The sequence below is a fragment of the Cobetia sp. UIB-001 genome, from assembly GCF_044789135.1.
GTDB lineage: Bacteria > Pseudomonadota > Gammaproteobacteria > Pseudomonadales > Halomonadaceae > Cobetia > Cobetia amphilecti.
The window spans coordinates 1616088-1639891 of record NZ_CP058244.1 but is presented as its reverse complement, the minus strand read 5'-3'; the positions used below and the strand labels follow the sequence as shown (position 1 = coordinate 1639891).

The following is a 23804-nucleotide window of genomic DNA, read 5'->3' as shown; positions in this document are numbered from 1 at the left end:
GCGCTTATCTCGACATCATCTTGACAGACCGGCCCCTTCAGGATGTGCGCCAGGGCTCAGCTGATGTCAGGGCGCTTGTCCATCGGCGCCGCGACCACCCCACCAGAACGTGCCGGCACGCTGGAGCTCGTCTCGGAGGACAGGCTTTCCGGGTAGGCCTTGGCCGGGACTTCGAACAGGTCCAGCCCCAGTACCTCGACATGCGGCGGTACGCGCAGCAGGTTGAACTTCTTGAGCAGATAGGCCACGCCCCAGCCCGGAATGAAGCCCGTCAGTGCCATCACCACCGCGCCGGTCAGCTGGCCGGTGAAGGAGACGTCCGGCACGCCTTCGCCGACATTCGGGAAGCCGGCCGCGAAGATGCCCACCAGTACCACGCCGTAGAAGCCGCAGAAGCCATGCACCGCGAAGGCGCCGACGGAGTCATCCAGGCCACGCTTCTCGAGCAATGCGCCGATCTTCGGCATCAGGGCGCCACCGGTGACCGCCAGCACGAAGGCCAGGCCCGGGTTGTAGAGATCCAGCCCCGCCGCGACGGTGATGATGCCGCCCAGCGCACCGGACATGGTCCAGAAGGGGTCACGCGAGGACAGATAGGCACCGATCACGCCGCCACCGAAGCCCATCAGGGTATTGAAGGCGAAGGCAGAAAGGTTGGTGCGATTGCCGTAGATGGTGGTCCAGCCGATGTCACCGGTGTTGAAGATGATGCAGCCGCCGAGGAAGCCGAAGAAACCGACGATGATCAGCATCAGGCCGATCAGGGTCATCGGCATGTTGTGCGGCGCGATCACCTGCGGCTTGCCATCGTCACTGTACTTGCCGATGCGCGCGCCCAGATTGAGCAGCACGCCCAGCGCGAAGAAGCCGGCCACGGCGTGCACCACACCGGCGGCGCCGACATCGTGGTAGCCCAGCTTGTGCAGCATCCAGCCATCCGGATGCCAGCCCCAGGCGCCCGCCATGATCCAGACACCGGCACCGAGAATCACCGCCAGAATCAGGAAGGCCCCCAGGCGGATGCGTTCGATCACCGCCCCAGAGAGGATGGAACCGGTGGTCGCGCCGAACAGGGCAAAGGCGGCGAAGAAGATGCCGGTGCCCATGTCATCGGCGTCCGGACGCATGCTCGCGCTCCACGGCAGAGCGGCAGACGCCTCGATGGGGATCAGCCCGTTGGGGAAAGCGTTGTAGATCCACCAGCCCACGAAGTAGAAGGCGGGGATGATCGAGGCCAGCGTCAGCACGTTCTTCATGCCGGATGCCAACGCATTCTTGGAACGTGAGGCACCGATCTCATAGGCCAGGAAGCCTGCATGGATCAGGAACATGATGGCGGTACACCACCAGTAGAACACCTCGATGTTCATCGCCTGATGCATATCCAATATGCTTTGCAACGTCTTTTCATCCATCGTCTTTTCTCCTTTACCGGAGCCTGTGGATCAGCGCGCTTCACTGTGCAAGCGGCACTGCCCGTCCGGGGGTTGTTGTTGTTTTTCAAGGGGACCTGCTGGATAAAGCAAGCGACATGCCAGATGACCCTCATTGGCCACCCTCAGCAATTCGTTGTTTTTACTGAATCATTCTTGAAACTGAGGACTCCTCTTCAGATATGAAGCCCATTAAGCCTTCCCTGCGATGAGGATGGGCGTTATTGAGGCATGCCGGCCACGGCATGCACCGTGAGATGACTTGCAGGGCGCTGCATATACGCAGGTCATTGCGCGCGACTCACCTCTCATGCCCCCCGCCTTGCAGTAAGATCAGCTACGCACCTTGAGGCGCTCCGGGTCATGGAAGGGCAATGTCACCACCTCGGCGGCGAGGCGCTTCTGATGGCCATCCAGCTGGCCGATCTCAAGCTGGGTTCCCGGGCTTGCGAAGTCCGGTGCCAGGCGGCACATCGCGATGGAGCGATCGAGCAGCGGCGACTGGGTGGCACTGGTGACCACGCCCACCGGATAGCGGCCGTGGTAGACGAGATCGCCATGGCTGACCAACTCGCTGCTGTGCATCTTCAGGCCCATCACGCGATGCCGTGATTCCGGCGCCTCGCGTTGCAGCGCTGCCCTCCCGACGAAGTCATCTTCCTTGCTCTTCATCGGCACGGTGAAGCCGATGCCCGCCTCATAGGGGGAGGTCTGCGGGCAGAATTCATGACCGGCGAAGATCAGCCCCGCCTCGATTCTCAGCATGTCGAGGGCATCCAATCCCAGCGGCGCGATGCCATGGGACTCACCCGCCGCCCAGATCGCCTCCCACACGGCCGGGGCGTCCTTGGGATGACACCAGACTTCATAACCGAGCTCGCCGGTATAGCCGGTACGCGACACCATCAGCGGAATGCCATCCGGCCCCGACAGACGACCGATCATGAAGCGGAACCAGCCCAGCCCCTGAACATCTGGCTGGGTACGCGCATTCCAGATCAGCGGCGCCAACACCTCGCGGCTCTTCGGGCCCTGCAGCGCGATGTTGTGCAGCTGATGAGTGGAGTCACGCACCGTGACGCGATAGCCCTGGCGCTGGGCAAGCTCCCTGAGCCACTGGCCGCTGGCCGGGTCACCGCAGATCCAGCGGAAGGTCTGCTCGCCCATGCGGAACAAGGTGCCGTCATCGAGCATGCCGCCGGTTTCCTGACACATGGCCGAGTACACCACCTCGCCGATGGAGAGCCGCCGTACATTGCGGGTCAATGCGTATTGCAGCAGGCGTTCGGCATCGGGACCGGCGACCTCGAACTTGCGCAGCGCCGAGAGATCCATCATCGCGACCCGCTCGCGGCAGGCCAGATATTCAGCCCGCGCGCCCCACCCTTCGTAATGCGTGGCCAGCCAGTAGCCGTGGTAGTCGATGAACTGCTTGGTCAAGGCGGAAGTGCAGGGATGAAAGGCGGTGGGCAGTGTCATGCGCGGCAATTCCTCGGGCCGATTGCGATAGGCGATCCCACGGGGGAAATCATGTTCAGCGGCGTAGATGCGCACCTGGATATCGGTCGGCACCCAGCCATTGGCGGCGTCGATGTCATCCGGACAGGCCGATGAGGCGCAGATGAGGTCACGGTCGGCGCGCAGCAGCACATAGTCGCCGGGGCGCGACCAGGGCTCATCCACCGCCAGGGTGCCGCAGGGCTCTACATAGGCATTGAAGAAGAAGTTGATCGCCGGCCAGCTGGCACGCTGTTGAATGCCATGCGACGCCGACAAGGCGTTGTTGAAATTGATCGTGCAGCTATCGTGGCCGAGGTAGCCGTGATGTTCGTAATACTGCGGCGAACAGGCGAGCATAAAGCTGTCATGGCGCCCCACCGTGTCCTGCACCACTTCCAGCATCGGATGCAGATGCTGATCGAAGAACACCGAATAGAGCCCAGGATTAGGCATGCAGTGGCCGGACAGGCTGCGCGTGGCGCCGCCATCCAGCCCCAGCTCTTCACCCTGCGCCCAGGCATTGGCATCGAAGGCCACGAAATCGGAGCACTGGCGACCCGCCACATCGATGATCTGGATCCACTCGCCCTGCTTGACCTCATAGACCTCGACCGTGCCCGCCGAGACTCTCGTCTCCTGCTTGATCGGCGCCAATGGCGCTGGCAGCTGCTCCTGCCCCACCAGCCCCCCGCAGAAGTGCGAGACCTCAAGCTCGGTGGCCAGATGCTTGCCATCGAGCTGCATGTCATCACCGGGGGCCAGCAGAATCAGGCGCGCGGCAGGCGCTTCACGCGGCCAGCGAATCTCGGCCGGCAACCCGGCCACTGACAAGCGCTGCCACTGCGACAGGGGCACCTGCGCGACTCCCAGCGCTGCCAGACGCTGCTGGGTGAACGGGCTTCGTGCCTGCTCGGCCTTACCCTCTTCTGCCCCTTGTGGCTGGCTGGCAAAGGCATGTTCTTCCAGACAGGTGATGCTGGCGTAGCGCGCGAGTGTCAGTCCATCGACTGCGTCTGCAAGCTCTCCAACTTCTGCCTCTGCAACTTCTGCCCCTCCAGCTTGTGCCCCTCCAGCTTGTGCCCCTCCAGCTTCTGCCACCCTGTGCTCTCCCTCCCGGCCCCCTGGCGGCAATAGCAGCCACTCGCAGGCCTGGGCACCATCGACGGATGACACCTGCACGCTGTCCCCCGGCGACAGCTCAAGCGCCAGCGCATCCAGCCCGGGTATTCGATAACGATACGGCTGGCACGGCGTGGCAGCGGGTATCTCGACTGCAAGCTCCATCGTGGTGATACCTCTTGTGGTCTTGGCAAGTGGGTTCGGCGTTGCACGCGTGTTGGGGTGAAGCTGCTCCCCGATGTGCCTGGATGGTGAATATCCCCTTCTGCGACGCACCACGTTCTTCATGGTTAATTAAATTTACTCACAGTGGAGATCGCGACAATCCATCAAGAGAGGTACCCATGAAGGGGTAAGCCGTTCACTGGCATGAAGCTTGCTCATCAAGCTTGCTGACGCGACATCGCAAGCCCGAAGAAAGAACCCCGAAGCAGGAAGTAGAGAGAGGAGCTCGCATGCAAGTCATTCTCGGCGCAGGGAAGGAAGGCAAGGTGCCTGCTGCACGAACGGCGGCCGCCCTGGTTGATTTACGCCGCGCCGACGTACGCCGCACCGACGAGCCACTGCACTCCTCCCCCGGCGATGCGAGGCGCGAGACTCCCAAGCTCGACGCCATCACCCTGCGCATCGCCACCTGCGCTGACCTCACAGAGACGTTGCCATCATTGCTGGGAGAGCTGCTGCGAGAGCTTTGGGGAGAACTTCAGGGAGAGTGGATGAGCCCGCTGAACAAGCAGATTGCCGGCACTCAGGCTTGCTCACGACCTGTCGAGAGCTGCGTGCTGCATCGCGGGGTCGATCAGCACCGCCATGAAGTGATCGCGCCGACTGGCCTCGCCCTGCCCGCAAAGACGCGTCAGCCCCTGCAGGAGATCGTCAGCCAGATCGCCCACGACGCGCACGCCAGCCGCCAGCCGTTAACTGTCTCGGGCAGGCCCCACGGGGTATTGATCGCCCTCACGCACACCACTGACAGCCAGACGACAGGCGATGACTGGTTGTGGCTTGGAGAGCCGGCCGCCGCAGCCTTGGAATCGGGGCACGCGAGCGCCGCCATCGATGCCCTGAGTCTTGGCCTGGCACTGCATCAGCAGCAACAGGCGCGTCACGCCGAAGACAGCAAGGCAGCGGTGGCACAGGCGCTGAAGAACGAACGCCGACATCTGGCGGCGGAGCTGCACGACACCCTCGCCCAGGAATTGAGTTATCTGCAGATGCAGAGCGCACGCCTGACTCGCGCCGCTCGTCATGCGCCACAGGAAGTGCAGGCACTGGCCGAGGACGTGCATACCCAAGCCCGGCGCGCCTTGCGCCAGACCCGGGAGTTGATCAACGGCGCGCACGCCACCTGGGGAGACGCGCCGCTGGCCTGTGTGCTGGACAACTTGATCGAGGAATTCGAGACACGCTCGGGGCTGGTGTTCGAGCTCGACAACCGCATCCAGTCGCTGCACCTCCCCGATGCCCAGGCCCTGCAGGTGATGTTCATCGTGCGCGAAGCGATGACCAACAGCGTGCGCCATGCCCGGGCCACCCACCTGCGCCTGCAATTGCTCTATCAGTCTTCAGGGCCTCATCAATCTTCAGGGCCTCAGCCAGCGGAGCGGGTGTTGCTGACCATCGAGGACAACGGCTGTGGCTTTGACCCTGCCGACGTCGCCCCTGCCCATTTCGGGCTGGGCATCATGCAGGATCGCGCACGCCAGCTCGGGGCCGACTTCGCCATCACCCAACCCCGCCAGGGCGGTACCCGCGTGACACTGAGCTGGGAGCGCCACGACACATGACCGTGACTCGCCAGATGCCCTCGACACACCAGACACCCTCGACACGAGTCGTGCTCGTCGACGACCATCCGCTGTTTCGGCGCGGGCTTGCCGAGCTGTTGGGTGAAGGTGGCCTGTTCGAGGTCGTGGCCGACTTCGATGACGGCACCGACCTGCTTGACGCCCTGCCCACCCTCGCCCCGGAGCTGGTGATCGTCGACTGGCAGATGCCGCAACTCGATGGCCTGACCCTGATGCGCCATCTCAAGCAGCGTGATGCCACTCTCAAGGTAGTGCTGCTGACCGCCTCCGATGACAGCCGCCACCTGTTGGATGCCATCCAGCAAGGGGCGGATGGCTACCTGATGAAGGACACCGACCCCGAACGCATTCTCGAGCGCCTGCAGGCCGTGGTCGACGGCAAGCTGGGGCTGGAAGAAGAGACCTTGCTGCTGCTCGCCCGGCGTCTGCAGCAGGACCACCGCCAGCGCGAACAACACTCGCAAGCACAGACGCATAAACAGCAGCATAAACAGGAGCAGGAGCAGACTGAGGCGCCGCCAACCGTGGCGAATCCCCCTGCTGGCTCCACGCTCGACGGGGCCGCAGCTCTCGACCGACCCACGACACCTGACCGACCCACGGCAGCTGACTGGCCCAAGGCACCTGACTGGCCCACGGCACCTGAATGGTACGAAGGCCTGACCGAGCGTGAACGCGACACTCTCAAATGGATCGGGCGCGGCCTCAGCAACAAGCTGATTGCCCGCGAGCTGGGCATCAGTGACAGCACGGTGAAGGTCTACGTCAAGAATCTGCTGCGCAAGCTGAACCTGCATTCGCGACTGGAGCTGGCCGCCTGGGTCTACGCTCACCCGCTGACGCCAGCGAGCGATGCCAGCCGAGCGCCCGCCGAGGACGCGACAGGCGCCGAAACGGATACGCCCCGGGCCGAAAAGGAGAGCCTGCGATGATGCGCTTTCTCGAACAGTTCGCCTCCGCCTCGATTGCCTCGCCCGCATCGACTGCCTCGCCCTTCAGCGCACAGGCGATTCTCGATGGGCTGAGTGATGCCGTGCTGGTGGTGGATGCCGACAGTACCCTGCTGTATGCCTCGCGCGGCTGGCAGGCCCTGAGCGGACGCGAATCGGGCGACCCACGGGAAGACACACCAAACGCCACTCGGGCGGGCAGGCCCGGCACGCCAGCGCAGCGCCTGCGCGATGCCCTGCACCCCGCGGATCAATCGCGCTGGGACATGCTCGCCCGCCACGTTTCGCGCCGCGAACGCCCTGACTGCTGGCGATTGCGCATCATGGGGGCGGACCACCACTATCGCTGGTGTGAAGTGCGCAGCCAGTCGCTATCGCTGGCCTCGCCCTGGCCCGCCACGCTCACCCTGCATGACATCAGCGAGCGCGTGCAGCAGGAGCAGATCGACGCCGCCAACCTGCGCAGCCTGACGCGGCTGATCAAGGGGCTGCCCGCGATGGTCTATCGCGCGCGCAACAACCGCCACTGGTCGATGGAATACATCAGTGACGGCTGCCTGGCCATCACCGGCCTCAGCCCCCAGCAACTGCTCGATCATCCCTCCCTCACCTACGGCGAGATGATCCATCCCGAAGATGCCGACCGCGTGTGGGATCAGGTGCAGGCAGCCCTTGAGGCCCGCACCCCCTTCACTCTCGCCTACCGCATTCGCCATCGCGACGGCGAGGTCATCCGGGTGCAGGAAAAGGGCCATGGCATCTATTCACCGGATGGCACGCCCTTGGCGGTGGAGGGCATCATCTTCGCCGTCGACACCTCGGATATTCCAGGCGTACCGCCATCGACTGAACCATTAAATGAGACATGAACTGATGTACCCCTTTATGGCTACCCTTTCCGAGCAATGTGCAGCCGGACCACATCTCGCTAGCCTGTTTCGTTGTCAGTGTTTCACGACGTCACCACGTCCTGAAGCCTCGGATAACGCATGAAGACACAACAAGAACAGGAAGGTATCCATGACCCAACGTATCGCGATCATCGGTGCAGGACCCAGTGGCCTGGCTCAGTTGCGTGCCTTTCAATCCGCCGCCGACAAGGGCATCGAGATTCCCGAGATTGTCTGTTACGAAAAGCAGGATGACTGGGGCGGTCTGTGGAATTACAGCTGGCGTACCGGACTGGATGCCCACGGCGAGCCGGTCCACGGCAGCATGTATCGCTACCTGTGGTCGAATGGCCCGAAAGAGTGCCTCGAATTCGCCGACTACTCCTTTGAAGAACATTTCGGGCGCCCTATCGCCTCCTATCCGCCGCGTGCGGTGCTATTCGACTACATCAAGGGACGCGTCGAGAAGGCCGGCGTTCGCAAGTACATCCGCTTCGGTTGCCCGGTGCGCCAGGTCACCTTCGATGATGCCAGCCAGCAATTCACGGTCAGCGTGCATGACCAGGCACTCGATCTGGTGACCAGCGAAAGATTCGATCACGTCATCGTGGCCTCCGGGCATTTCTCGACGCCCAATGTGCCGGAATTCCCCGGCTTCTCGAGCTTCAATGGCCGCATTCTGCATGCCCATGACTTCCGTGATGCACTGGAATTCAAGGGCAAGGACCTGCTGCTGCTCGGCAGCAGCTATTCCGCCGAGGACATCGGCTCGCAGTGCTACAAGTATGGTGCGCGCAGCATCACCACCAGCTATCGCACCGCCCCGATGGGCTTCAAATGGCCGGAGAACTGGGAAGAGAAACCGCTGCTGGTGAAGGTCGATCGCGATACCGCCTACTTCAGTGACGGCAGCCACAAGCGCGTCGATGCCATCATCCTGTGCACCGGCTATCTGCACCACTTCCCGTTCCTCGAGGAGTCGCTGCGGCTCAAGACCCAGAACCGCATGTGGCCGCTGGGGCTCTACAAGGGGGTGGCGTGGGAAGAGAATCCGCGCCTGTTCTATCTCGGCATGCAGGATCAGTGGTACACCTTCAACATGTTCGATGCCCAGGCCTGGTGGGTGCGCGATGCGATTCTCGGTACCCAGACCCTGCCGTCACTGGACGCGATGCGTGCAGACAGTCTGGCGTGGCGGGCCCGCGAGGAAACCCTGGAAAGTGATGAGGACATGATTCTTTTCCAGGGCGATTACGTGAAATCGCTGATCGAGGAGACCGACTACCCGAGCTTCGATATCGATGGCGTGAATCGCACCTTCCTGGAATGGGAGCATCACAAGCACGAGAACATCATGACCTTCCGCGATCACGGCTATCGCTCCTTGATGACCGGCACCCTGGCGCCCAAGCATCACACGCCGTGGCTGGAGGCGATGGATGACTCGCTGGAAGCCTATCTGGCCCAGCCTGCCGGGGCCGCGACGCCACCCGATGCGGAATCAGACATTCAGGCGACGACCACGCCGCTGGCCTCCTGACGCTTCTGGTCACCTGGGCTCGTGTTCAAAGGGGCTTCTGGTCTCAGGGGTTCGTGTTGACAGGGGCTCTGGCCAAACAAGGCTGCACGAACGACTTGCCAGGCAGCAGGTGGAGGGACACCAGGCGGAGGGCTTCCCTCCGCCTTTTCCTGCATCAAAACATCAACAAAAACTCATATAGACTGATGTTGGATATTGATGGCACGCAGGTCTCTCACAGGTGATGAAACACCGCATTTCCAGCCCCCCACAAGGACATCCGATCACCATGCGCATCACGCTCTACTTCCTGATCTCGACCCTGTGCGAAATCGGCTGGGCCACGGGCCTGAAGGTCGCCGACAGTCCGCTTGAATGGGCACTGACGGTGCTGCTGGTCATCATCAGCCTGAGTCTGGTCACCCAGATCGCCAAGACACTGCCTGCCAGCACCACCTACGCCATCTTCGTCGGCCTGGGCACGGTGGGGACAGTGGTGGCTGACCTGCTGTTCTTCGATCTCGAATTCCAGTGGTCCACGCTGGGCTTCGTGGTGCTGATGCTGATCGGCATCATCGTGCTCAAGACGGCCCCCAGCGCACCTGCCGACAAGCAGCCCCGCGCGAGTGCCACACCGCAGACCACCCTCAGTGAATGACCAGGAGTGACGCCATGGATTGGGTCTATCTGATCGCCGCCGGCTGCTGTGAAGTCGTCGGCGTCACCGGTTTCAACCAGTACGCCAATCAGCACCGCCGCATGGGCGTGTTGCTGGTCGCGCTGGGCTTCAGCTCCTCCTTGAGCCTGCTGTATCTGGCCATGGACACCATCAGTCTGGGCATCGCCTACGCCGTGTTCTCCGGCATCGGGACCGTGGTCAGCGCCATCATCGGCGTGCTGTTCTGGCGCGAGCACTTCTCGTTTCGCCGCATGGCCTGCATCGGCGTCATCGTGCTGTCCATCGCCGGTCTGCACCTGTCCGGCGGGCATTGAGGGTCGGTCGGCGGATGATTATTGCCATTTGTGCAATAACCAATTGCCGACCGGCGTCTTTTTCTGCCCGCGCCAGTGCACTAGCCTCGTGAACCAGCCTCCCGGACTCGGCACCGCAGGCACCCGCCTGAGTGCCTGTCCCTGCGGCATCCTCTGACAACCCATCGTGAAGGAGGTCTCGTTCATGTCAGCGCCCGTCCCTACCCGCATGGCGTTCGTCAATTATCAGCTCGACTGCCCGGAAGGCCTGCAGATCAAGGTGGACCCGAACGGCGAGACCGGTCGCCGCATCGAGCCGGAGCATGACCGCCGCGGTGTCAGGCTGCAGGACCTGCGCGCCACACCGCCCAGCTTCGCCTGCCAGGGATTGCTGTTTCTCGACACACCCGAGCTTGCCGTCGATGTGCGCGATGCCGGGGTGCGCGATCGCCTGCACACGCCGGCCATCGAGGCATTGCTCAAGCAGCAGCTCGGCGTCAGTGAAGTGCAGGTGTTCGACCACACCCTGCGCGGCTTCGAGGGTGAGCGCGTGCCGGCGCAGCATGTGCATGTCGACTACTCGCCGCGCTCTGGCCCGCAGCGCGTGTGCGATCTGCTCCCGCCCGAGCAGGCGGAGCAGTGGCTGAGCGGCCACTACGGCATCGTCAATGTCTGGCAGCCGGTCGAGCAGGCCGTCGCACGTGACCCGCTGGCCTTCGCCGATACCCAGAGCGTGCAACACGAGGACTGGGTCAACATCGACATCCTCTATCCGGACCGCTGCGGCCAGATCCAGGGCCTCGTGCACAATCCTGCTCACCGCTGGTACTTCGCCTCACAGATGCGCCCCGACGAAGCCATCGTCTTCAATGCCTTCGACAGCGCCGGCAAGCCGCCGGTCGCGCATACCGCGGCCGAGCTGCTCGATACGCCCGACGATGCGCCGACACGCACCAGTCTCGAGACGCGGGTATTGGTCCGCTATCCCGACTGAGGTGTCACGGCCGCTGGTTGAAAACGGCTGGTCGGTGGCGGCTGGTTGAAAATGACTGGTTGGTGGCGGCTGAGCGCCGCGGTCGAGATGGCAGACACCTGGCCCATCCGGGTAGCTGCCCCTCTCTCGCCCCTCTCGCGAGCTTATCGGCACTCGCCGCCAGATGACCGTCGCCCAGGCCTCCCTCCTTGCAGGCCTGGCGGCCACCGCTTGGCGGCCACCGCCTGGCGGCCACCAGATTCTCGTCACACATTCTTCGTCATTCAGGAGCTTTGCCATGAGCTTGTCTTTCCATGTCGTCCGCCACGAACGCGGCTTCTCTCCCACGCCCCTGCCCATCTGGACCGACAACGGCGACGTGTCTGATCTCTTCGAGGCCGACGCGGCGCCAGAGGTGGTACGTCAGGAAGTCGAGGGTGTCCCGGGTGCCTTCCAGCTGCTCAATGTGCTGACACCCGCCGAGGCCGACAACTTCGTCGCCGCCCTGGAGGAAATGGGCTTCGAGGAAGATGCGCCCGTCTCCCTGCCGCGCTCGGTACGCCACAACCACAACGTCAACTGGGTCGTCAGTGAAGCGGTCGATCAGGTCATCTGGCAGCGCTCGGCGCAGCTGGTGACCGAGCAGATCCAGGGCGAAGGCGCCAAGGGCATCAATGCGCGCTTTCGCGTCTATCGCTACGAGGCCGGCGACTTCTTCAAGCCGCACACCGATGGTGCCTGGCCGGGCAGTCGTGTCATCAATGGCGAGATCGTCCAGGACGCCTATCCGGGCCTGATGAGCCAGTACACCTTCCTCATCTTCCTGAGCGATGGTTATACCGGCGGGCGCACCGAGTTTCTGGTCAGCCGTCGCGACCCCGGCAAGCCGGCCCAGTCGCAGGATGATATCCAGAAGGTCTCGGTCTCCACGCCCAAGGGTGGCGTACTGTGCTTCCCGCATGGCTCGCACCCGCAGCACTGCGTGCATGCCGGCGAGCCGATCCGCGACGGTGCCAAGTACATCATCCGCAGCGATATCCTCTACTGATGGCTGCCTGAGCAGCAGTGGCCAGGCGCCGCTTGGCAGGTACCGTTTGGTAGATGCCGCTTGGTAAGTACCAGCGCGCAGCCTGAAAACACGAAGGGCCCGATCTCTCGAGACCGGGCCCTTCGTGTTTTCCTGCGTGTCGTTCACAGGGCTTGTCAGCAGGACAGCCGCTCGCGGCGGGCGAGCAGGAAGTCGACCCAGGCACGTACGCGCGGGTTATGCTGATTCTCGCGCGCGAAGACGACGTGGATACCGGTGTCGAAATCCGATGAGGTGACCTGAAAGTCCTCCAGCACCGGCAGCAGGCGGCCACTTGCCAGCTCTTCCCGAATCGCCCAGAGCGGCTGCACCACCACGCCGGCGCCCCCCAGCGCCGCCTGGGTGAGAATGTCAGCATTGTTGGTGCGCAGCGCGCGGGCGCGCACCGAGATGCGATGCTCCCGATCGCCCTGCACCAGCCGCCAGTGATGATTGGCGGTGGTATAGCTGAAGGTCAGCAGACGGTGCTGCTCCAGGTCCTGTGGCTGATGGATAGGCGGCTGGGCGGCGAGGTAGGACGGCGCGGCAGCCAGCACGAAGCGCTGATCACTGATATGGCGCGCGATCAGGCTCGAATCTTCCAGATGGCCGATGCGCAGGGCCACGTCGAAGTGGTCCTCGACCAGGTCCACCCGCTGGTCGCTGCTGACGATATCCAGCGCTACCTCGGGATAGCACTGCATGAACTCGCTCACCAGCGGCGCCAGATAGAGGCGTGAATAGCGCCACGGCACCGAGATGCGCAGCGGCCCCGCGACCCGCTCACTCAGCGTTTCCAGCTCATCCTCCAGTTGATCCACCTCGGCCAGAATGGCGCGAAAGCGGATCAGGGCGCGCTCGCCGGCCGGCGACAGCCGTACATGGCGCGTGGTGCGCACCAGCAGCGGCTCGCCCAGCTGGCGCTCCAGATGATTGACGTGACGCGTCGCCGTGGAACTGGCGATATCCAGCTCTCGCGCCGCCACATTGAAGCTCTGATGCTCCGCCACCTTGAGAAAGGTGCGCAGGCGTTGGGTCAGTTCGTTCATGGTGCTCCTGCGGTGCCCTCAGTCGAAAGGTCGGCGTCCTTCTCGTACAGCCAAGCGGCCAGACAGCCGGTTGGCGCTCGCCAGCCACGAGCATATCATCGACGCACCGCAGGATGATCGCGATACGAGGATGAACGACATGGACATGATGAGCAGCATGAAAGGACTCGCCGGTGGCGTTTTGATCGGTCTCTCGGCAGTGATGCTGATGGCCTTTCTGGGACGTATCGCCGGTATCAGTGGCATCACGCGCGGCGCGCTGCTGGAATCAGGCCCGGACCGCCGCTGGCGTCTCGCCTTCGTGCTCGGATTGATCAGCGGCCCACTGCTGCTTTTGCTGCTCAATCTCGACTGGGGCAATGTGGCCGCAAGCACGGATGCGCTGATCGGCAATCCCGCCAGCGGGGTGCTGAGCATGATGTTCGCCGGTCTGCTGGTGGGTATCGGAACAGGCATCGGCGGCGGCTGTACCAGTGGTCATGGGGTCTGCGGTATCGCGCGTCTCTCCCCCCGCTCGCTGGTGGCCACGGTGGTGTTCGTGACGGTGGCCATGCTGACGGTGTTCGTGAGCCAACATCTGCTGGGGGAGTCTTCATGAAAACGGTCATCGGCTTTCTCACCGGGCTGGTCTTCAGCCTCGGGCTGACACTCAGCGGCATGACCGACCCCGCGCGTGTGGTCGGCTTTCTCGACGTGGCCGGAGACTGGGACCCCACGCTGATCTTCGTGCTGGGTGGTGCCGTCATCACCACCTTCCTCGGTTATCGTCTCGTCTGGCGGCGTGGCACTCCCCTGCTGGGCGAGCGCTTCCAGCTGCCCACGCGTCGCGATATCGATGGCCGCCTGCTGCTCGGCGCGGCCCTGTTCGGTATCGGTTGGGGGCTGAGCGGCTACTGCCCCGGGCCTGCCATCGTCTCCAGCAGCGCCATGACTCTGCCATTGGCGGGCTTTCTGGTGACGATGCTGCTGGGCTGGTGGCTGGCCACCCGCCTGACGCGCAACAGCTGATCTGACAATCCCGCCTTGAAACGCAAACGCCCGCCAAATGGCGGGCGTTTCGTCTTTCTACAAGGGAGGTCGTCACGGTTAGACGACGTCCTTGGCCTTCATTTCGCGCAGCACGGCGGCGACATAGTGCATCTCCTCCGGTGTGCCGCATGACCAGACCCATCGCCCGATAGCACCATGCCGGGCTCATGAAGTTCCCCGAAATTTTCATTCTTGGCATCCCGCAAAGCGTGTCTGGCATTTCGCAAAACAAAAGTGCCGCCAGCGGGTAAATAATAATGATTATTATAAACAACTAGGGAACGCAGTCTTGGCTCACTCACTCCGCCGTCCAGGTTTCACTCGCTCGCCACTCGCCCTCTCCATTGCGCTCGCGACCTCGTCACTGCTCAGTGCCACCGCTATCGCGGATGAGACACGCACGCTTGAGGCGATGACCATCGTCGGCGAGGCGCAAGGCGGCACCACGGAAGAGACTCAGGCGTATACGGTCGACTCCAGCACCAGCGCCAATGGCTTGACCCTGACGCCGCGCGAGACACCGCAGTCTGTCAGCTTCCTGACCCGCCAGCAGATGGATGATGAGGCGCTGACCAGCACCACGGAGGCGATCAACCGCCTGCCGGGCGTGTCCTCCAATCGCCTGGACGGTACCCGCGCCAGCTTCCAGTCGCGCGGCTATACCATCCGCAATTTCCAGTTCGATGGCCAACAGAGCAACACCAGCAGCTTCTGGCCGTTCGGCGACGCCGAGTGGGACACCGCCATCTATGATCGCGTCGAGGTGGTCCGCGGGGCTACTGGCCTGATGACAGGCGTCGGCGACCCGTCCGCCACCGTCAACTTCGTGCGCAAGAAGCCGCTGGACGAAGCCGCGGCCAGCGTGACTGGCGCTGTCGGCAGCTGGGACCGCCGACGTGGCGTGGTGGATGTCAGCACGCCGCTGGATGATGCCGGCAAGGTCGGCGTACGCTTCGTGGCCGCCAAGGACCGCTCCGACAGCTTCATGGATGATGTCGAGAATGACCGCGAGACCCTCTACGGGGTGATCGCCGCGGAATTGACGCCTGACACCGAGCTGAATGTCGGGGTCGAGTATCAGCGCTATGACCAGGATGGCGCCTATCTGGGCGTGCCGCTCTACTACACCGACGGCACGCGCACCGACTTCGACCAGTCGGTCGCCAACAATACCGAATGGGCGCACTTCTTCACCGAGAACACGCGCGGCTTCGCCGACCTGACCCACTACTTCGCCAACGGCTGGAAGGCGACCGCCGCCTACAGTCATGGCGATGCCAACTACGGGCTGACCTACAACTACCGTGGCGGCTATGTGGATCGTGACAACGGCATCCTCTACTACGACAGCAATCGCGAGTATCCGACGACCTCCTATCTGGTCGACTATCGCGGTGATCGCACCCAGAAGAACCTGAACTTGAGCGCTGAGGGCCCCTTCGAGCTGCTCGGTCGTGAGCACCAGCTGGGCTTTGGCTACATGCAGCTCAAGGAAGAGTACGAGATCTGGAGCCGCACCCCGGCGGGCGCCGTGCCGGCACTGGGCAGCTTCACCGATCGCGATGACCCGGCGCTGGCCGAGCCGGAATGGGGCGAATGGGGCCTGACCGACGACACCGAAACCGAGCAGAGCGGTTTCTACGCCGTGACGCGCTTCTCGCTGGCCGACCCCGTGCACCTGATCATCGGCGCCCGCCTGACCGACTGGGAGATCGACCAGGACTACCGTGGCGAGCGCAGCTATGAATACAACGACGAGTTCACGCCCTATGCCGGTCTGATCGTCGACATTACCGACAACCTCACCGCCTATACCAGCTACACGCAGATCTTCAACACCCAGAGCGAACGTGCCCCCGATGGCGCCCTGCTCGACCCGCTCGAGGGCACCAGCTATGAGGCGGGCCTGAAGGCGGCGTTGTTCGAGGACCGCGCTGACGTGTCCTTCGCCGTCTTCCGCAGCGAGCAGGACAATCTGGCCGTCGAGATCCCCGGCGTCTATGTCGCCGGCACCACCGATCAGGCCTACACCGAGTCAGACGGCGCCGTGGTCGAAGGCTTCGAACTGGAAGTGGCCGGTGAAGTCGCGCCGGGCATCAATCTCTCCGCCAGCTACGCACTGGTGGACGCCGAGGACTCCGATGGCACCCAGCTCAATACCAGCTATCCGCGCCAGCAGGCCAAGGTCTACGCCACCTGGCAGCTGCCCGGCGACTGGTCGCGTCTGACGCTGGGCGCTGGTGGCACCTGGCAGGGTGATACCTACAAGGATACCGACACGCCCACCGGTACCGAGAAGGTCGGCCAGGGCGATGTCTTCCTCGCCAACGCCATGGCGCGCTATCGCTTCAATGACAACTTCAGCACCCAGCTCAACGTGTCCAACCTCTTCGATGAGGAGTACTACACGCAGCAGGGCTTCTACAGCCAGTACCTGTACGGCGCGCCACGCAGTGCGCTGCTGAGCATGACCTACGACTTCTAAGCATGGGCCCGCCCTGCCGACAGGGCACTCGTCTCCACACGTAACGCTTGCCTACCCACTGACAGCCCCTCCCCGCCAGGGGCTGTCATCTCGTCTCTGGCCAGCGGCGTCTGCCGCCTGCCAATCACACAAGGAGTCTCCCTTGCGACTCACGCGACTTTCCTGCGCCATCGGCCTGACCACCGTCATGGCTGCCTGCCTCACACCTGCCGTACAGGCACACGAGTCAGCGACTGCACACATGTCGTCTGCCAGAACATCTGCCGCCTCCACCGAGGCAACGGCGCAGTATCCGCTCACGATCGAACATGCCTTCGGTACTACCGTCATCGAGAACAAGCCGCAACGTATCGCCACCGTCGCCTGGGCCAATCATGAAGTGCCGTTGGCACTGGGCGTGGTGCCGGTGGGCTTCCCCCGTCAGGACTTCGGGGATGATGACGGCGACGGCATGATGCCGTGGGTCAAGGCGCGCCTGGAAGCACTGGGGGCCGACTCGGCCAATCTGTTCGATCAGGGCAAGACCCTCGATTTCGATGCCGTGGCCGCCAGCCAGCCGGACGTCATCCTCGCCGCCTATTCAGGATTGAGCGAAGACGATTACGCGAAGCTCAGCAAGATCGCGCCGGTCGTGGCGCGCCCGGGCCCGCGCTGGTCTTCCAGCTGGCGCGACATGATTCGCCTCGACAGTGCCGGCATGGGCATGGCCGCCGAAGGGGAAGCGCTGATCGAGCGTCTCGAGGCCCAGGTCGCCGAGAACATCGCCGCCCACCCGGAGATCAAGGGCAAGTCGGCCATCACCCTGCGCTATATCGACCCTGAAGACCCGACCCGGATCGCCTTCTACAACGACAACGATGCCCGGGGGCGCTTCCTTGCCGAGCTGGGGCTGACCTCCCCGTCCTTCGTGACGGCGAGTGCCAGCGACGGCAAGATTGGCGGGCGAGTGCCCCCGCAACAACTGGCGGAGCTGGCCGACGTCGATATCATCCTGACCTATGGTGGCCAGGCGCTGATTGAGCGCCTCAACCAGCACCTCGCGGACAATGACCTGCCCACCTTCAGCAACGACAGGGTCATCCTGCTTGAGAATGACCCGATGGGCACGGCGGCCAACCCGACACCGCTCTCGATGCCGGAAGTGCTCGATGCCTACGTGACCCAGCTTGCGCGGGCAGCGAAAGCCTCGAATGGCTGATGGCGACTGGCTTGTTCTACTGAAACAGGCGACTGACTCATTCTACTGAACCAGGCGACTGGCTCAGAACAACTGAACCAGGCGGGCGCAGCTGAGACCCGCCACCTGAAAGACGAAAACCCCGCAACCGGTAATCCGGTCGCGGGGTTTTTCATGCTGCCTGAACTAGCCCGATTTACTTCTTGAGGCTGTCGATCAGCAGCTCAGCGACACCTTCGGAAGACATCGGGTTCTGACCGGTGATGATCAGGCCATCCTGAATCGCGAAGGAGGTGAAATCGGCCTTCTTCTCATAGATGCCGCCTTTCTGCTGCAGGGCATCTTCGACCAGGAACGGCACGACATTGGTGAGGCCGACGCCTTCTTCTTCGCCATTGGTGAAGCCGGTGACACGCACGCCGTCCACGAAGGGAGTGCCATCAGGCTTGCGGGCGTTCAGCAGCACTGCCGGGGCGTGGCAGACGGAGCTGACCAGCTTGCCAGCCGCATGGAACTGCTCGATCAGACGGATGGAATCCGCGTCGTTGGTCAGATCCCACAGCGGGCCGTGGCCACCCGGGTAGAAGATGGCGTCGAAGTCTTCGACCTTCATGTCTGCCAGCACGGCGGTGGTGGCGAGGTCCTGCTGAGCAGCGGCGTCCTTGTCGAAACGACGCGTGGCATCCGTCTGGAAATCCTCGCCTTGGCTTGCCGGATCCAGCGGCGGCTGACCGCCCTTGGGAGAGGCCAGCGTCACCTCGATGCCGGCGTCCTTCATGACGTAGTAGGGAGCCGCCAGCTCTTCCAGCCAGAAGCCTGTCTTCTTGCCCGTGTCACCCAGCGTATCGTGGGATGTCACTACTACCAGAACCTTGCTCATGATGCTCTCCTCAACGTGCGGGATAGCCCGCAACGGTCACTTCACGAAAGATGTCGGCGACGTGATGGTCACCACGTAATGGGGCACCAAGTGGTGCTCGTCCTGTGTTGAATGAAGCTTACTGCTCACGCCACCATCGTCATAATCGATAGTCCGGATAGCCACTATCGCACACACAAATAGTTGTCTTGGGCCAGCGTGCTCATCGACCCACACACTTGCCAACTCGCATGCCGGCAACCGGCTCAATAGGTCGGCATCAGATGCACTTCACGGATATTGGCACGCGGCGAAGCACTGATGGCGTAGAGCACGGCATCCGCTACATCCTGCGGGTCCAGCTTGTCCGGCTTGGGCTGATCGAAGAAGGCGGTATTGACCATGCCCGGGGTAATGGTGGTGCAGCGGCCCTGCCACTCGGCCATTTCCATCGCCAGGTTCTGGCCGAAGCCGTAGGCAAACCACTTGCTGGAGCTGTAGATGGAGCCCGCATGATTGGCGCGGCCGGCCACGGAACTGGTGAGGAGGAAGTGGCCCTTGCTCTCTCTCAGGTGCGGCAGGGTCGCGTGGGCGGTCCACAGCAGCGCATTGATGTTGATGTCGATGACTCGCTTCCACTCCTCGGGATCACCGTTCTCGGTGCCTGCCTGGCTGACGCCGGTACCGGCATTGGCGAACGCCGCATCCAGACGGCCATGCTGGGCGACGGCCTGCTCGACGACCTTGGCAAGCTGATCGTAGTCCGTGGCATCGGCGGCAATCGCCAGCACCTTGTCGCTGCCCAGTTCATCGACCAGCGCATCGAGGCGCTCCTTGCGACGGGCGGTCGCGACGACCTTGTGCCCGGCCTTCACCAGTGCGCGCGCGGTGGCCTCACCGATACCGCTGGAGGCGCCGGTGATCAGCACGATCTTTTCCTCTTCGGCTTGCGTCCGCTTCACATCACTCATGGCTCACTCCTGTGGGTCGCTTGGATCACTCGTCGTGTTCTGATCATTACCCTACCGCCTGAACTTGCCATCGTGATAATCGATAGTACAGATAGCTGCTATCATCCAGACAAATAGTGCTCACTCGCCCGAGTGCAACCGCGACACTCCGCCTGCTCTGGTAGTCATCATGAAGCTCAACTACGACCTCAACCTCCTGCGCACCTTCCATGCGCTGTATCTCGAGCAGAACGTCACGCGCGCCGGCGAGCGTCTGCACCTGAGTCAGCCCTCGGTGAGCGCGGCGCTCTCCAGGCTGCGCGAGCTGTTCAATGACCCGCTGTTCATCCGCGACCGCCAGCGCATGCGCCCTACCGAGAAGGCCGACCACCTGTTTCCGACCATCGAGGCGGCGCTGACCGACCTCGATGGCCTGATCAACAGCGAGCGGCACTTCGACCACACCACCGAAAGCCGTCATTTCGAGATCGCCGCCAACGATTACTTCGAGGTGCTGATCCTGCCGCAACTGGCGACGATCCTGCGTGAACAGGCACCGGGCATCACCCTCCAGGTACGCCGTCTCTCGCAGGACATGAGCGAAGCCGGCGTGATGAGCGGCACGACGGACCTCGCCTTCGGGCGTCAGGTCGATCCGCCCGAGAATCTGGTGGTCAGGGAAGTGATCACGGAAGGCATCGACTGTCTGGTCGGCAACGGGCATCCGCTATTGGAGCGTCTGGATGATGAAGGCCGCATGACAAAGGCGGATTTCGAGCACCACGCCCATGTGCTGGTACAGCCCCATACCCGCCTGAAAAGCGGCATCTTCAAGCAGCTCGAGGGCCAGGGGCTCAAGCGTGAGGTGGCCCTGGCGGTCACCTACTTCATGGCCGTGCCCTCCCTGCTGGAGCGCTCGCCACTGATCGCGAGCCTGCCCACCGGGTTATGCCAGCACTTCTGCCGCCAGTTCGCCGTCACCCGTGTGGCACCGCCGGTCGCCTTCGCCTCCTTCCCCTTCCACTTGAGCTGGCATCGCCGCTATCAGAAGGACCCCGCGCATCGCTGGATCCGCGAGCAGATCATTGAATGCTGTCAACGTCTGGCGGAGGGACAGCAGGTGCTGCGCTAAGTCCTGAGTCCTGAGTCCTGAGTCCTGAGTCCTGAGTCCTAAGTCCTAAGTCCTGAGCCCTGAGCACAGAGCACAGAGCACAGAGCACAGAGCACAGAAAATAAGCGCCCGGCTACGAAAACGGCCCCTCACCATCCAGTGAGGGGCCGTTCTTGACATGCCACGGGATTCAGCAGGCGAGCATCAGCCCTGCTTGGCAGCCAGGGCAGCACGATGGGCGTGCAGTTTCTGGTAGCTTTCGATCAGACGCAGGTGGCGATCGAGCCCTTCCAGCTGCATGTTGGTCGGCTCCAGACCATGGAAGCGCACCTCGCCCTGCACGGAGCCCACCACGGCAGCCATGGTGTCTTCACCGAACATGCGGCGGAAGTTGTAGAGGTAGTCCTCGAGTTCCAGCTCGTCATCCAGCGTGATCTCCAGCACCGCCTTCATGGCCTGATAATAGAGGCCGCGCACGACGGTGTTGTCGTTGTACTGCAGGAACATCTCGACGCGATCCAGCGCGTCCTCGTGCTGGCCCAGCGCGAGATTGATCATCAGTTTCAGCTCGAGAATCGTCAGCTGGCCCCAGATGGTGTTCTCGTCGAACTCGATACCGATCAGCGTCTTGATGTCCATGTGCTCATCAAGCTGGCTCTCTTCGAGACGCTCGCCCAGGTCCGCCAGCTGATCGTCATCGAGACGATGCAGATTGAGGATGTCCTCGCGGTAATCCAGCGCCATGTTGGTGTTGTCCCACACCAGGTCCTCGACCGGATAGACCTCGGAATAGCCCGGCACCAGGATACGGCACACCGGCGCGCCAAGATCCTCGTGCACCGCCATGTAAGCCTCCTTGCCGATCTCATCGAGGATGCCGAACAGGTTGGCGACTTCTTCTTCATTGCTGCCAGAGAAGTCCCACTCGACGAACTCGATGTCGGTCTTGGAGCTGAAGAAACGCCAGGAGACGAGACCCGAGGAGTCGATGAAGTGCTCGACGAAGTTGTTCGGCTCGGACACGGCCAGCGAGTTGAAGGTCGGCGGCATGAAGTCGTTGAGCCCCTCGAAGCTGCGGCCCTGCATCAGTTCGGTCAGGCTGCGCTCGATGGCGACTTCAAAGCTCGGGTGCGCGCCGAAGGAGGCGAAGACACCGCCGGTCTTCGGGTTCATCAGCGTGACGCAGGCCACCGGGAACTGACCGCCCAGCGAGGCGTCCTTGACCAGAATCGGGAAGCCCTGGGCTTCCAGCGCCTCGATGCCTTCGACGATTTCCGGGTACTTGGCCAGCACCTCCTGCGGCACGTCCGGCAGGGTCAGTTCCTGCTCGAGAATCTCGCGCTTCACGGCACGCTCGAAGATCTCGGACAGACACTGCACCTGGGCTTCCGGAAGAGTATTGCCGGCGCTCATGCCGTTGCTGAGATACAGGTTCTCGATCAGGTTGGACGGGAAGTAGATCGTCTCACCGTCCGAACGGCGAGTGAACGGCAGGGACACGATGCCACGATCCGCACGCCCGGAATTGGTGTCGATCAGATTGGAGCCACCCAGCTCGCCGTCCGGATTGAAGATCTCCAGACAGTAGTCATCCAGCACGCCTTCCGGGATGTCGTCATTCGGGCCCGGCTGGAACCACTTCTCGTTCGGGTAGTGCACGAACTCGCTGTCAGCGATGGCTTCGCCGAAGAACTGGTCGTTGTAGAAGAAGTTGCAGCTCAGGCGCTCGATGAACTCGCCCAGTGCCGAGCACAGCGCGCTCTCCTTGGTCGAACCCTTGCCGTTGGTGAAGCACATCGGTGAGGCGGCATCACGAATGTGCAGCGACCAGACGTGCGGCACGATATTGCGCCAGGAGGCGATCTCGATCTTCATGCCGAGATCATTCAGCAGGCCCGTCATGTTGGCAATGGTCTGCTCCAGCGGCAGGTCCTTGCCTTCAATCCAGGTGCTCTGCCCTTCTGGCGGCTCCGCCATCAGCAATGCCTGGGCGTCCTCGTCGAGGTTGTCGACCGTCTCGATCTCGAAGCCCGGGCCGGTCTGGACGACCTTCTTCACCGTGCAACGCTCGATGGAACGCAGGATGCCCTGGCGGTCCTTGTCGGAGAGGTCTTCCGGCAGCTCCACCTGGATCTTGAAGATCTGGTTGTAGCGATTCTCCGGGTCGACGATGTTGTTCTGCGACAGGCGGATGTTCTCGGTCGGGATGTCCCGCGCCACGCAGTACACCTTCACGAAGTACGCCGCGCACAGCGCCGACGACGCCAGGAAGTAGTCGAACGGGCTCGGCGCCGACCCATCACCCTTGTAGCGGATGGGCTGATCGGTGATGACCGTGAAGTCGTCGAATTTCGCCTCGAGCCTCAGGTTGTCGAGAAAGTTGACCTTGATTTCCATGAACGATGCACCGCTGTGAAGAGTGTGGGCGCCAGCACGCCAGTCTGACGGCTACGCGATGGCCGCCATTATCCAGATTTTGGGGGCCTGCGTCGCGGGTGAGGCGAAAAGCGAAAACGCCGTGACTTCCTTGACGGTAGGGGGATTGTCACCTATTGGTTAATTTATACGCATAAATACAATAATTGATGCTTTGCCATGCCTGGTTCCCTGCCATCGACACGACAGGTCACAACCCGCCCCACCAACCACAATAAAGGGGAATGCAATGAGAAAGCGCTTCACGACCCGCAAGGTCGCCATCTACGGCAGCATGCTGCTGGGATTCTTGATGCTCGAGAGTCCATTGATGCTGATGGCCAACAAGATCGAGCCCATGGTGATGGGAGTTCCGTTCTTCCTCGTCTGGAACCTGGTGTGGTGGGGCTTCCTCACCGCCGTGTTCCTGTATGCCTACCTGACCAACTGGGGTAGCGCCAGAGCCCCTTCCACCGGCGGCAAGCGCTGAGGAGCTCAC

20 protein-coding genes are annotated in these 23804 nt (G+C 62.7%); 14 read left to right on the top strand and 6 right to left on the bottom strand.

The genetic code is table 11. The features are described 5' to 3' along the window. Window positions 1-56: 56 nt before the first annotated feature. Together HA399_RS06920 and HA399_RS06915 are read right to left on the bottom strand one after the other, a co-directional pair. Window positions 57-1415, bottom strand: a complete 1359-nt coding sequence (locus HA399_RS06920; RefSeq protein ID WP_107335007.1) for an ammonium transporter — start codon at window positions 1413-1415, stop codon at window positions 57-59. A 351-nt stretch (window positions 1416-1766) separates the two neighbouring features. Then, window positions 1767-4217: a DUF1989 domain-containing protein gene (locus HA399_RS06915; protein ID WP_404326573.1), complete on the bottom strand. Its 2451-nt coding sequence runs from the start codon at window positions 4215-4217 to the stop codon at window positions 1767-1769. Window positions 4218-4507: 290 nt separating this feature from the next. Between HA399_RS06915 and HA399_RS06910 the strand changes: the two genes are divergently transcribed. The 8 genes from HA399_RS06910 to HA399_RS06875 all read left to right on the top strand — a co-directional run bounded on the left by HA399_RS06910 (window position 4508) and on the right by HA399_RS06875 (window position 12212). Continuing rightward, complete coding sequence (locus HA399_RS06910; protein ID WP_404326571.1) at window positions 4508-5839, top strand: sensor histidine kinase; 1332 nt, start codon at window positions 4508-4510, stop codon at window positions 5837-5839. Next, entirely contained in the window at window positions 5836-6792 is a 957-nt protein-coding gene (locus HA399_RS06905; RefSeq protein WP_404326570.1) for a response regulator, read from the top strand. Before HA399_RS06910 ends, HA399_RS06905 begins: the two co-directional genes overlap by 4 nt. Then, window positions 6789-7679 (top strand): PAS domain-containing protein, encoded by an 891-nt coding sequence (locus HA399_RS06900; RefSeq protein ID WP_404326569.1) that lies wholly within the window; start codon window positions 6789-6791, stop codon window positions 7677-7679. Before HA399_RS06905 ends, HA399_RS06900 begins: the two co-directional genes overlap by 4 nt. A gap of 151 nt (window positions 7680-7830) precedes the next feature. After that, window positions 7831-9240: an NAD(P)-binding domain-containing protein gene (locus HA399_RS06895; RefSeq protein ID WP_404326568.1), complete on the top strand. Its 1410-nt coding sequence runs from the start codon at window positions 7831-7833 to the stop codon at window positions 9238-9240. Between the two features lie 268 nt (window positions 9241-9508). Further along, window positions 9509-9877 carry a multidrug efflux SMR transporter gene (locus tag HA399_RS06890; protein WP_052384368.1) on the top strand — a complete coding sequence of 123 codons (369 nt, stop codon included), beginning with the start codon at window positions 9509-9511 and terminating at the stop codon, window positions 9875-9877. Between the two features lie 14 nt (window positions 9878-9891). Continuing rightward, window positions 9892-10212, top strand: a complete 321-nt coding sequence (locus HA399_RS06885; RefSeq protein ID WP_043332225.1) for a multidrug efflux SMR transporter — start codon at window positions 9892-9894, stop codon at window positions 10210-10212. A 184-nt stretch (window positions 10213-10396) separates the two neighbouring features. Next, a complete protein-coding gene (locus tag HA399_RS06880) occupies window positions 10397-11185 on the top strand; it encodes a CmcJ/NvfI family oxidoreductase (RefSeq protein WP_404326567.1) in 789 nt (262 codons plus the stop codon). A gap of 277 nt (window positions 11186-11462) precedes the next feature. Then, entirely contained in the window at window positions 11463-12212 is a 750-nt protein-coding gene (locus HA399_RS06875) for an oxidoreductase (RefSeq protein ID WP_404326565.1), read from the top strand. A gap of 155 nt (window positions 12213-12367) precedes the next feature. Here HA399_RS06875 and HA399_RS06870 read toward each other — a convergent pair whose 3' ends face one another. Beyond that, window positions 12368-13279 (bottom strand): LysR family transcriptional regulator, encoded by a 912-nt coding sequence (locus tag HA399_RS06870; RefSeq protein ID WP_165873919.1) that lies wholly within the window; start codon window positions 13277-13279, stop codon window positions 12368-12370. Between the two features lie 130 nt (window positions 13280-13409). On the opposite strand from HA399_RS06870, the gene HA399_RS06865 reads away from it, so the two are divergent. The 4 genes from HA399_RS06865 to HA399_RS06850 all read left to right on the top strand — a co-directional run bounded on the left by HA399_RS06865 (window position 13410) and on the right by HA399_RS06850 (window position 17991). Continuing rightward, window positions 13410-13877, top strand: coding sequence for a YeeE/YedE family protein (locus HA399_RS06865; RefSeq protein WP_404326564.1), 468 nt, complete (start codon window positions 13410-13412; stop codon window positions 13875-13877). Further along, entirely contained in the window at window positions 13874-14287 is a 414-nt protein-coding gene (locus HA399_RS06860) for a DUF6691 family protein (RefSeq protein WP_404326562.1), read from the top strand. Before HA399_RS06865 ends, HA399_RS06860 begins: the two co-directional genes overlap by 4 nt. A 310-nt stretch (window positions 14288-14597) precedes the next feature. Continuing rightward, window positions 14598-16793, top strand: a complete 2196-nt coding sequence (locus HA399_RS06855; protein ID WP_404326561.1) for a TonB-dependent siderophore receptor — start codon at window positions 14598-14600, stop codon at window positions 16791-16793. A 142-nt stretch (window positions 16794-16935) separates the two neighbouring features. Next, complete coding sequence (locus HA399_RS06850) at window positions 16936-17991, top strand: ABC transporter substrate-binding protein (RefSeq protein WP_404326560.1); 1056 nt, start codon at window positions 16936-16938, stop codon at window positions 17989-17991. A 175-nt stretch (window positions 17992-18166) separates the two neighbouring features. On the opposite strand, the gene HA399_RS06845 is transcribed toward HA399_RS06850, so the two are convergent. Continuing rightward, window positions 18167-18850: a type 1 glutamine amidotransferase domain-containing protein gene (locus tag HA399_RS06845; protein ID WP_215824280.1), complete on the bottom strand. Its 684-nt coding sequence runs from the start codon at window positions 18848-18850 to the stop codon at window positions 18167-18169. 245 nt (window positions 18851-19095) lie between these two features. Further along, window positions 19096-19800 carry an SDR family oxidoreductase gene (locus tag HA399_RS06840; RefSeq protein ID WP_404326558.1) on the bottom strand — a complete coding sequence of 235 codons (705 nt, stop codon included), beginning with the start codon at window positions 19798-19800 and terminating at the stop codon, window positions 19096-19098. A 169-nt stretch (window positions 19801-19969) separates the two neighbouring features. On the opposite strand from HA399_RS06840, the gene HA399_RS06835 reads away from it, so the two are divergent. Further along, window positions 19970-20911: a LysR substrate-binding domain-containing protein gene (locus tag HA399_RS06835; protein ID WP_107335025.1), complete on the top strand. Its 942-nt coding sequence runs from the start codon at window positions 19970-19972 to the stop codon at window positions 20909-20911. A gap of 183 nt (window positions 20912-21094) precedes the next feature. On the opposite strand, the gene HA399_RS06830 is transcribed toward HA399_RS06835, so the two are convergent. Further along, complete coding sequence (locus HA399_RS06830) at window positions 21095-23287, bottom strand: OsmC domain/YcaO domain-containing protein (RefSeq protein ID WP_279836658.1); 2193 nt, start codon at window positions 23285-23287, stop codon at window positions 21095-21097. A gap of 268 nt (window positions 23288-23555) precedes the next feature. Between HA399_RS06830 and HA399_RS06825 the strand changes: the two genes are divergently transcribed. Beyond that, on the top strand, window positions 23556-23795 hold the full coding sequence (locus tag HA399_RS06825) for a hypothetical protein (RefSeq protein WP_107335026.1): 240 nt from the start codon (window positions 23556-23558) through the stop codon (window positions 23793-23795). The last annotated feature ends 9 nt before the right edge of the window (window positions 23796-23804 follow it).

Bases quoted from the DNA above. Each gene is read 5' to 3' on its own strand.
- HA399_RS06885 (WP_043332225.1), top strand. From the start codon at position 9,892: ATGGATTGGGTCTATCTGATCGCCGCCGGCTGCTGTGAAGTCGTCGGC.
- HA399_RS06835 (WP_107335025.1), top strand. From the start codon at position 19,970: ATGAAGCTCAACTACGACCTCAACCTCCTGCGCACCTTCCATGCGCTG.
- HA399_RS06845 (WP_215824280.1), bottom strand. From the start codon at position 18,850: ATGAGCAAGGTTCTGGTAGTAGTGACATCCCACGATACGCTGGGTGAC.
- HA399_RS06900 (WP_404326569.1), top strand. From the start codon at position 6,789: ATGATGCGCTTTCTCGAACAGTTCGCCTCCGCCTCGATTGCCTCGCCC.
- HA399_RS06890 (WP_052384368.1), top strand. From the start codon at position 9,509: ATGCGCATCACGCTCTACTTCCTGATCTCGACCCTGTGCGAAATCGGC.
- HA399_RS06870 (WP_165873919.1), bottom strand. From the start codon at position 13,279: ATGAACGAACTGACCCAACGCCTGCGCACCTTTCTCAAGGTGGCGGAG.
- HA399_RS06860 (WP_404326562.1), top strand. From the start codon at position 13,874: ATGAAAACGGTCATCGGCTTTCTCACCGGGCTGGTCTTCAGCCTCGGG.
- HA399_RS06830 (WP_279836658.1), bottom strand. From the start codon at position 23,287: ATGGAAATCAAGGTCAACTTTCTCGACAACCTGAGGCTCGAGGCGAAA.
- HA399_RS06920 (WP_107335007.1), bottom strand. From the start codon at position 1,415: ATGGATGAAAAGACGTTGCAAAGCATATTGGATATGCATCAGGCGATG.
- HA399_RS06915 (WP_404326573.1), bottom strand. From the start codon at position 4,217: ATGGAGCTTGCAGTCGAGATACCCGCTGCCACGCCGTGCCAGCCGTAT.
- HA399_RS06880 (WP_404326567.1), top strand. From the start codon at position 10,397: ATGTCAGCGCCCGTCCCTACCCGCATGGCGTTCGTCAATTATCAGCTC.
- HA399_RS06910 (WP_404326571.1), top strand. From the start codon at position 4,508: ATGCAAGTCATTCTCGGCGCAGGGAAGGAAGGCAAGGTGCCTGCTGCA.
- HA399_RS06825 (WP_107335026.1), top strand. From the start codon at position 23,556: ATGAGAAAGCGCTTCACGACCCGCAAGGTCGCCATCTACGGCAGCATG.
- HA399_RS06840 (WP_404326558.1), bottom strand. From the start codon at position 19,800: ATGAGTGATGTGAAGCGGACGCAAGCCGAAGAGGAAAAGATCGTGCTG.
- HA399_RS06895 (WP_404326568.1), top strand. From the start codon at position 7,831: ATGACCCAACGTATCGCGATCATCGGTGCAGGACCCAGTGGCCTGGCT.
- HA399_RS06875 (WP_404326565.1), top strand. From the start codon at position 11,463: ATGAGCTTGTCTTTCCATGTCGTCCGCCACGAACGCGGCTTCTCTCCC.
- HA399_RS06865 (WP_404326564.1), top strand. From the start codon at position 13,410: ATGAACGACATGGACATGATGAGCAGCATGAAAGGACTCGCCGGTGGC.
- HA399_RS06905 (WP_404326570.1), top strand. From the start codon at position 5,836: ATGACCGTGACTCGCCAGATGCCCTCGACACACCAGACACCCTCGACA.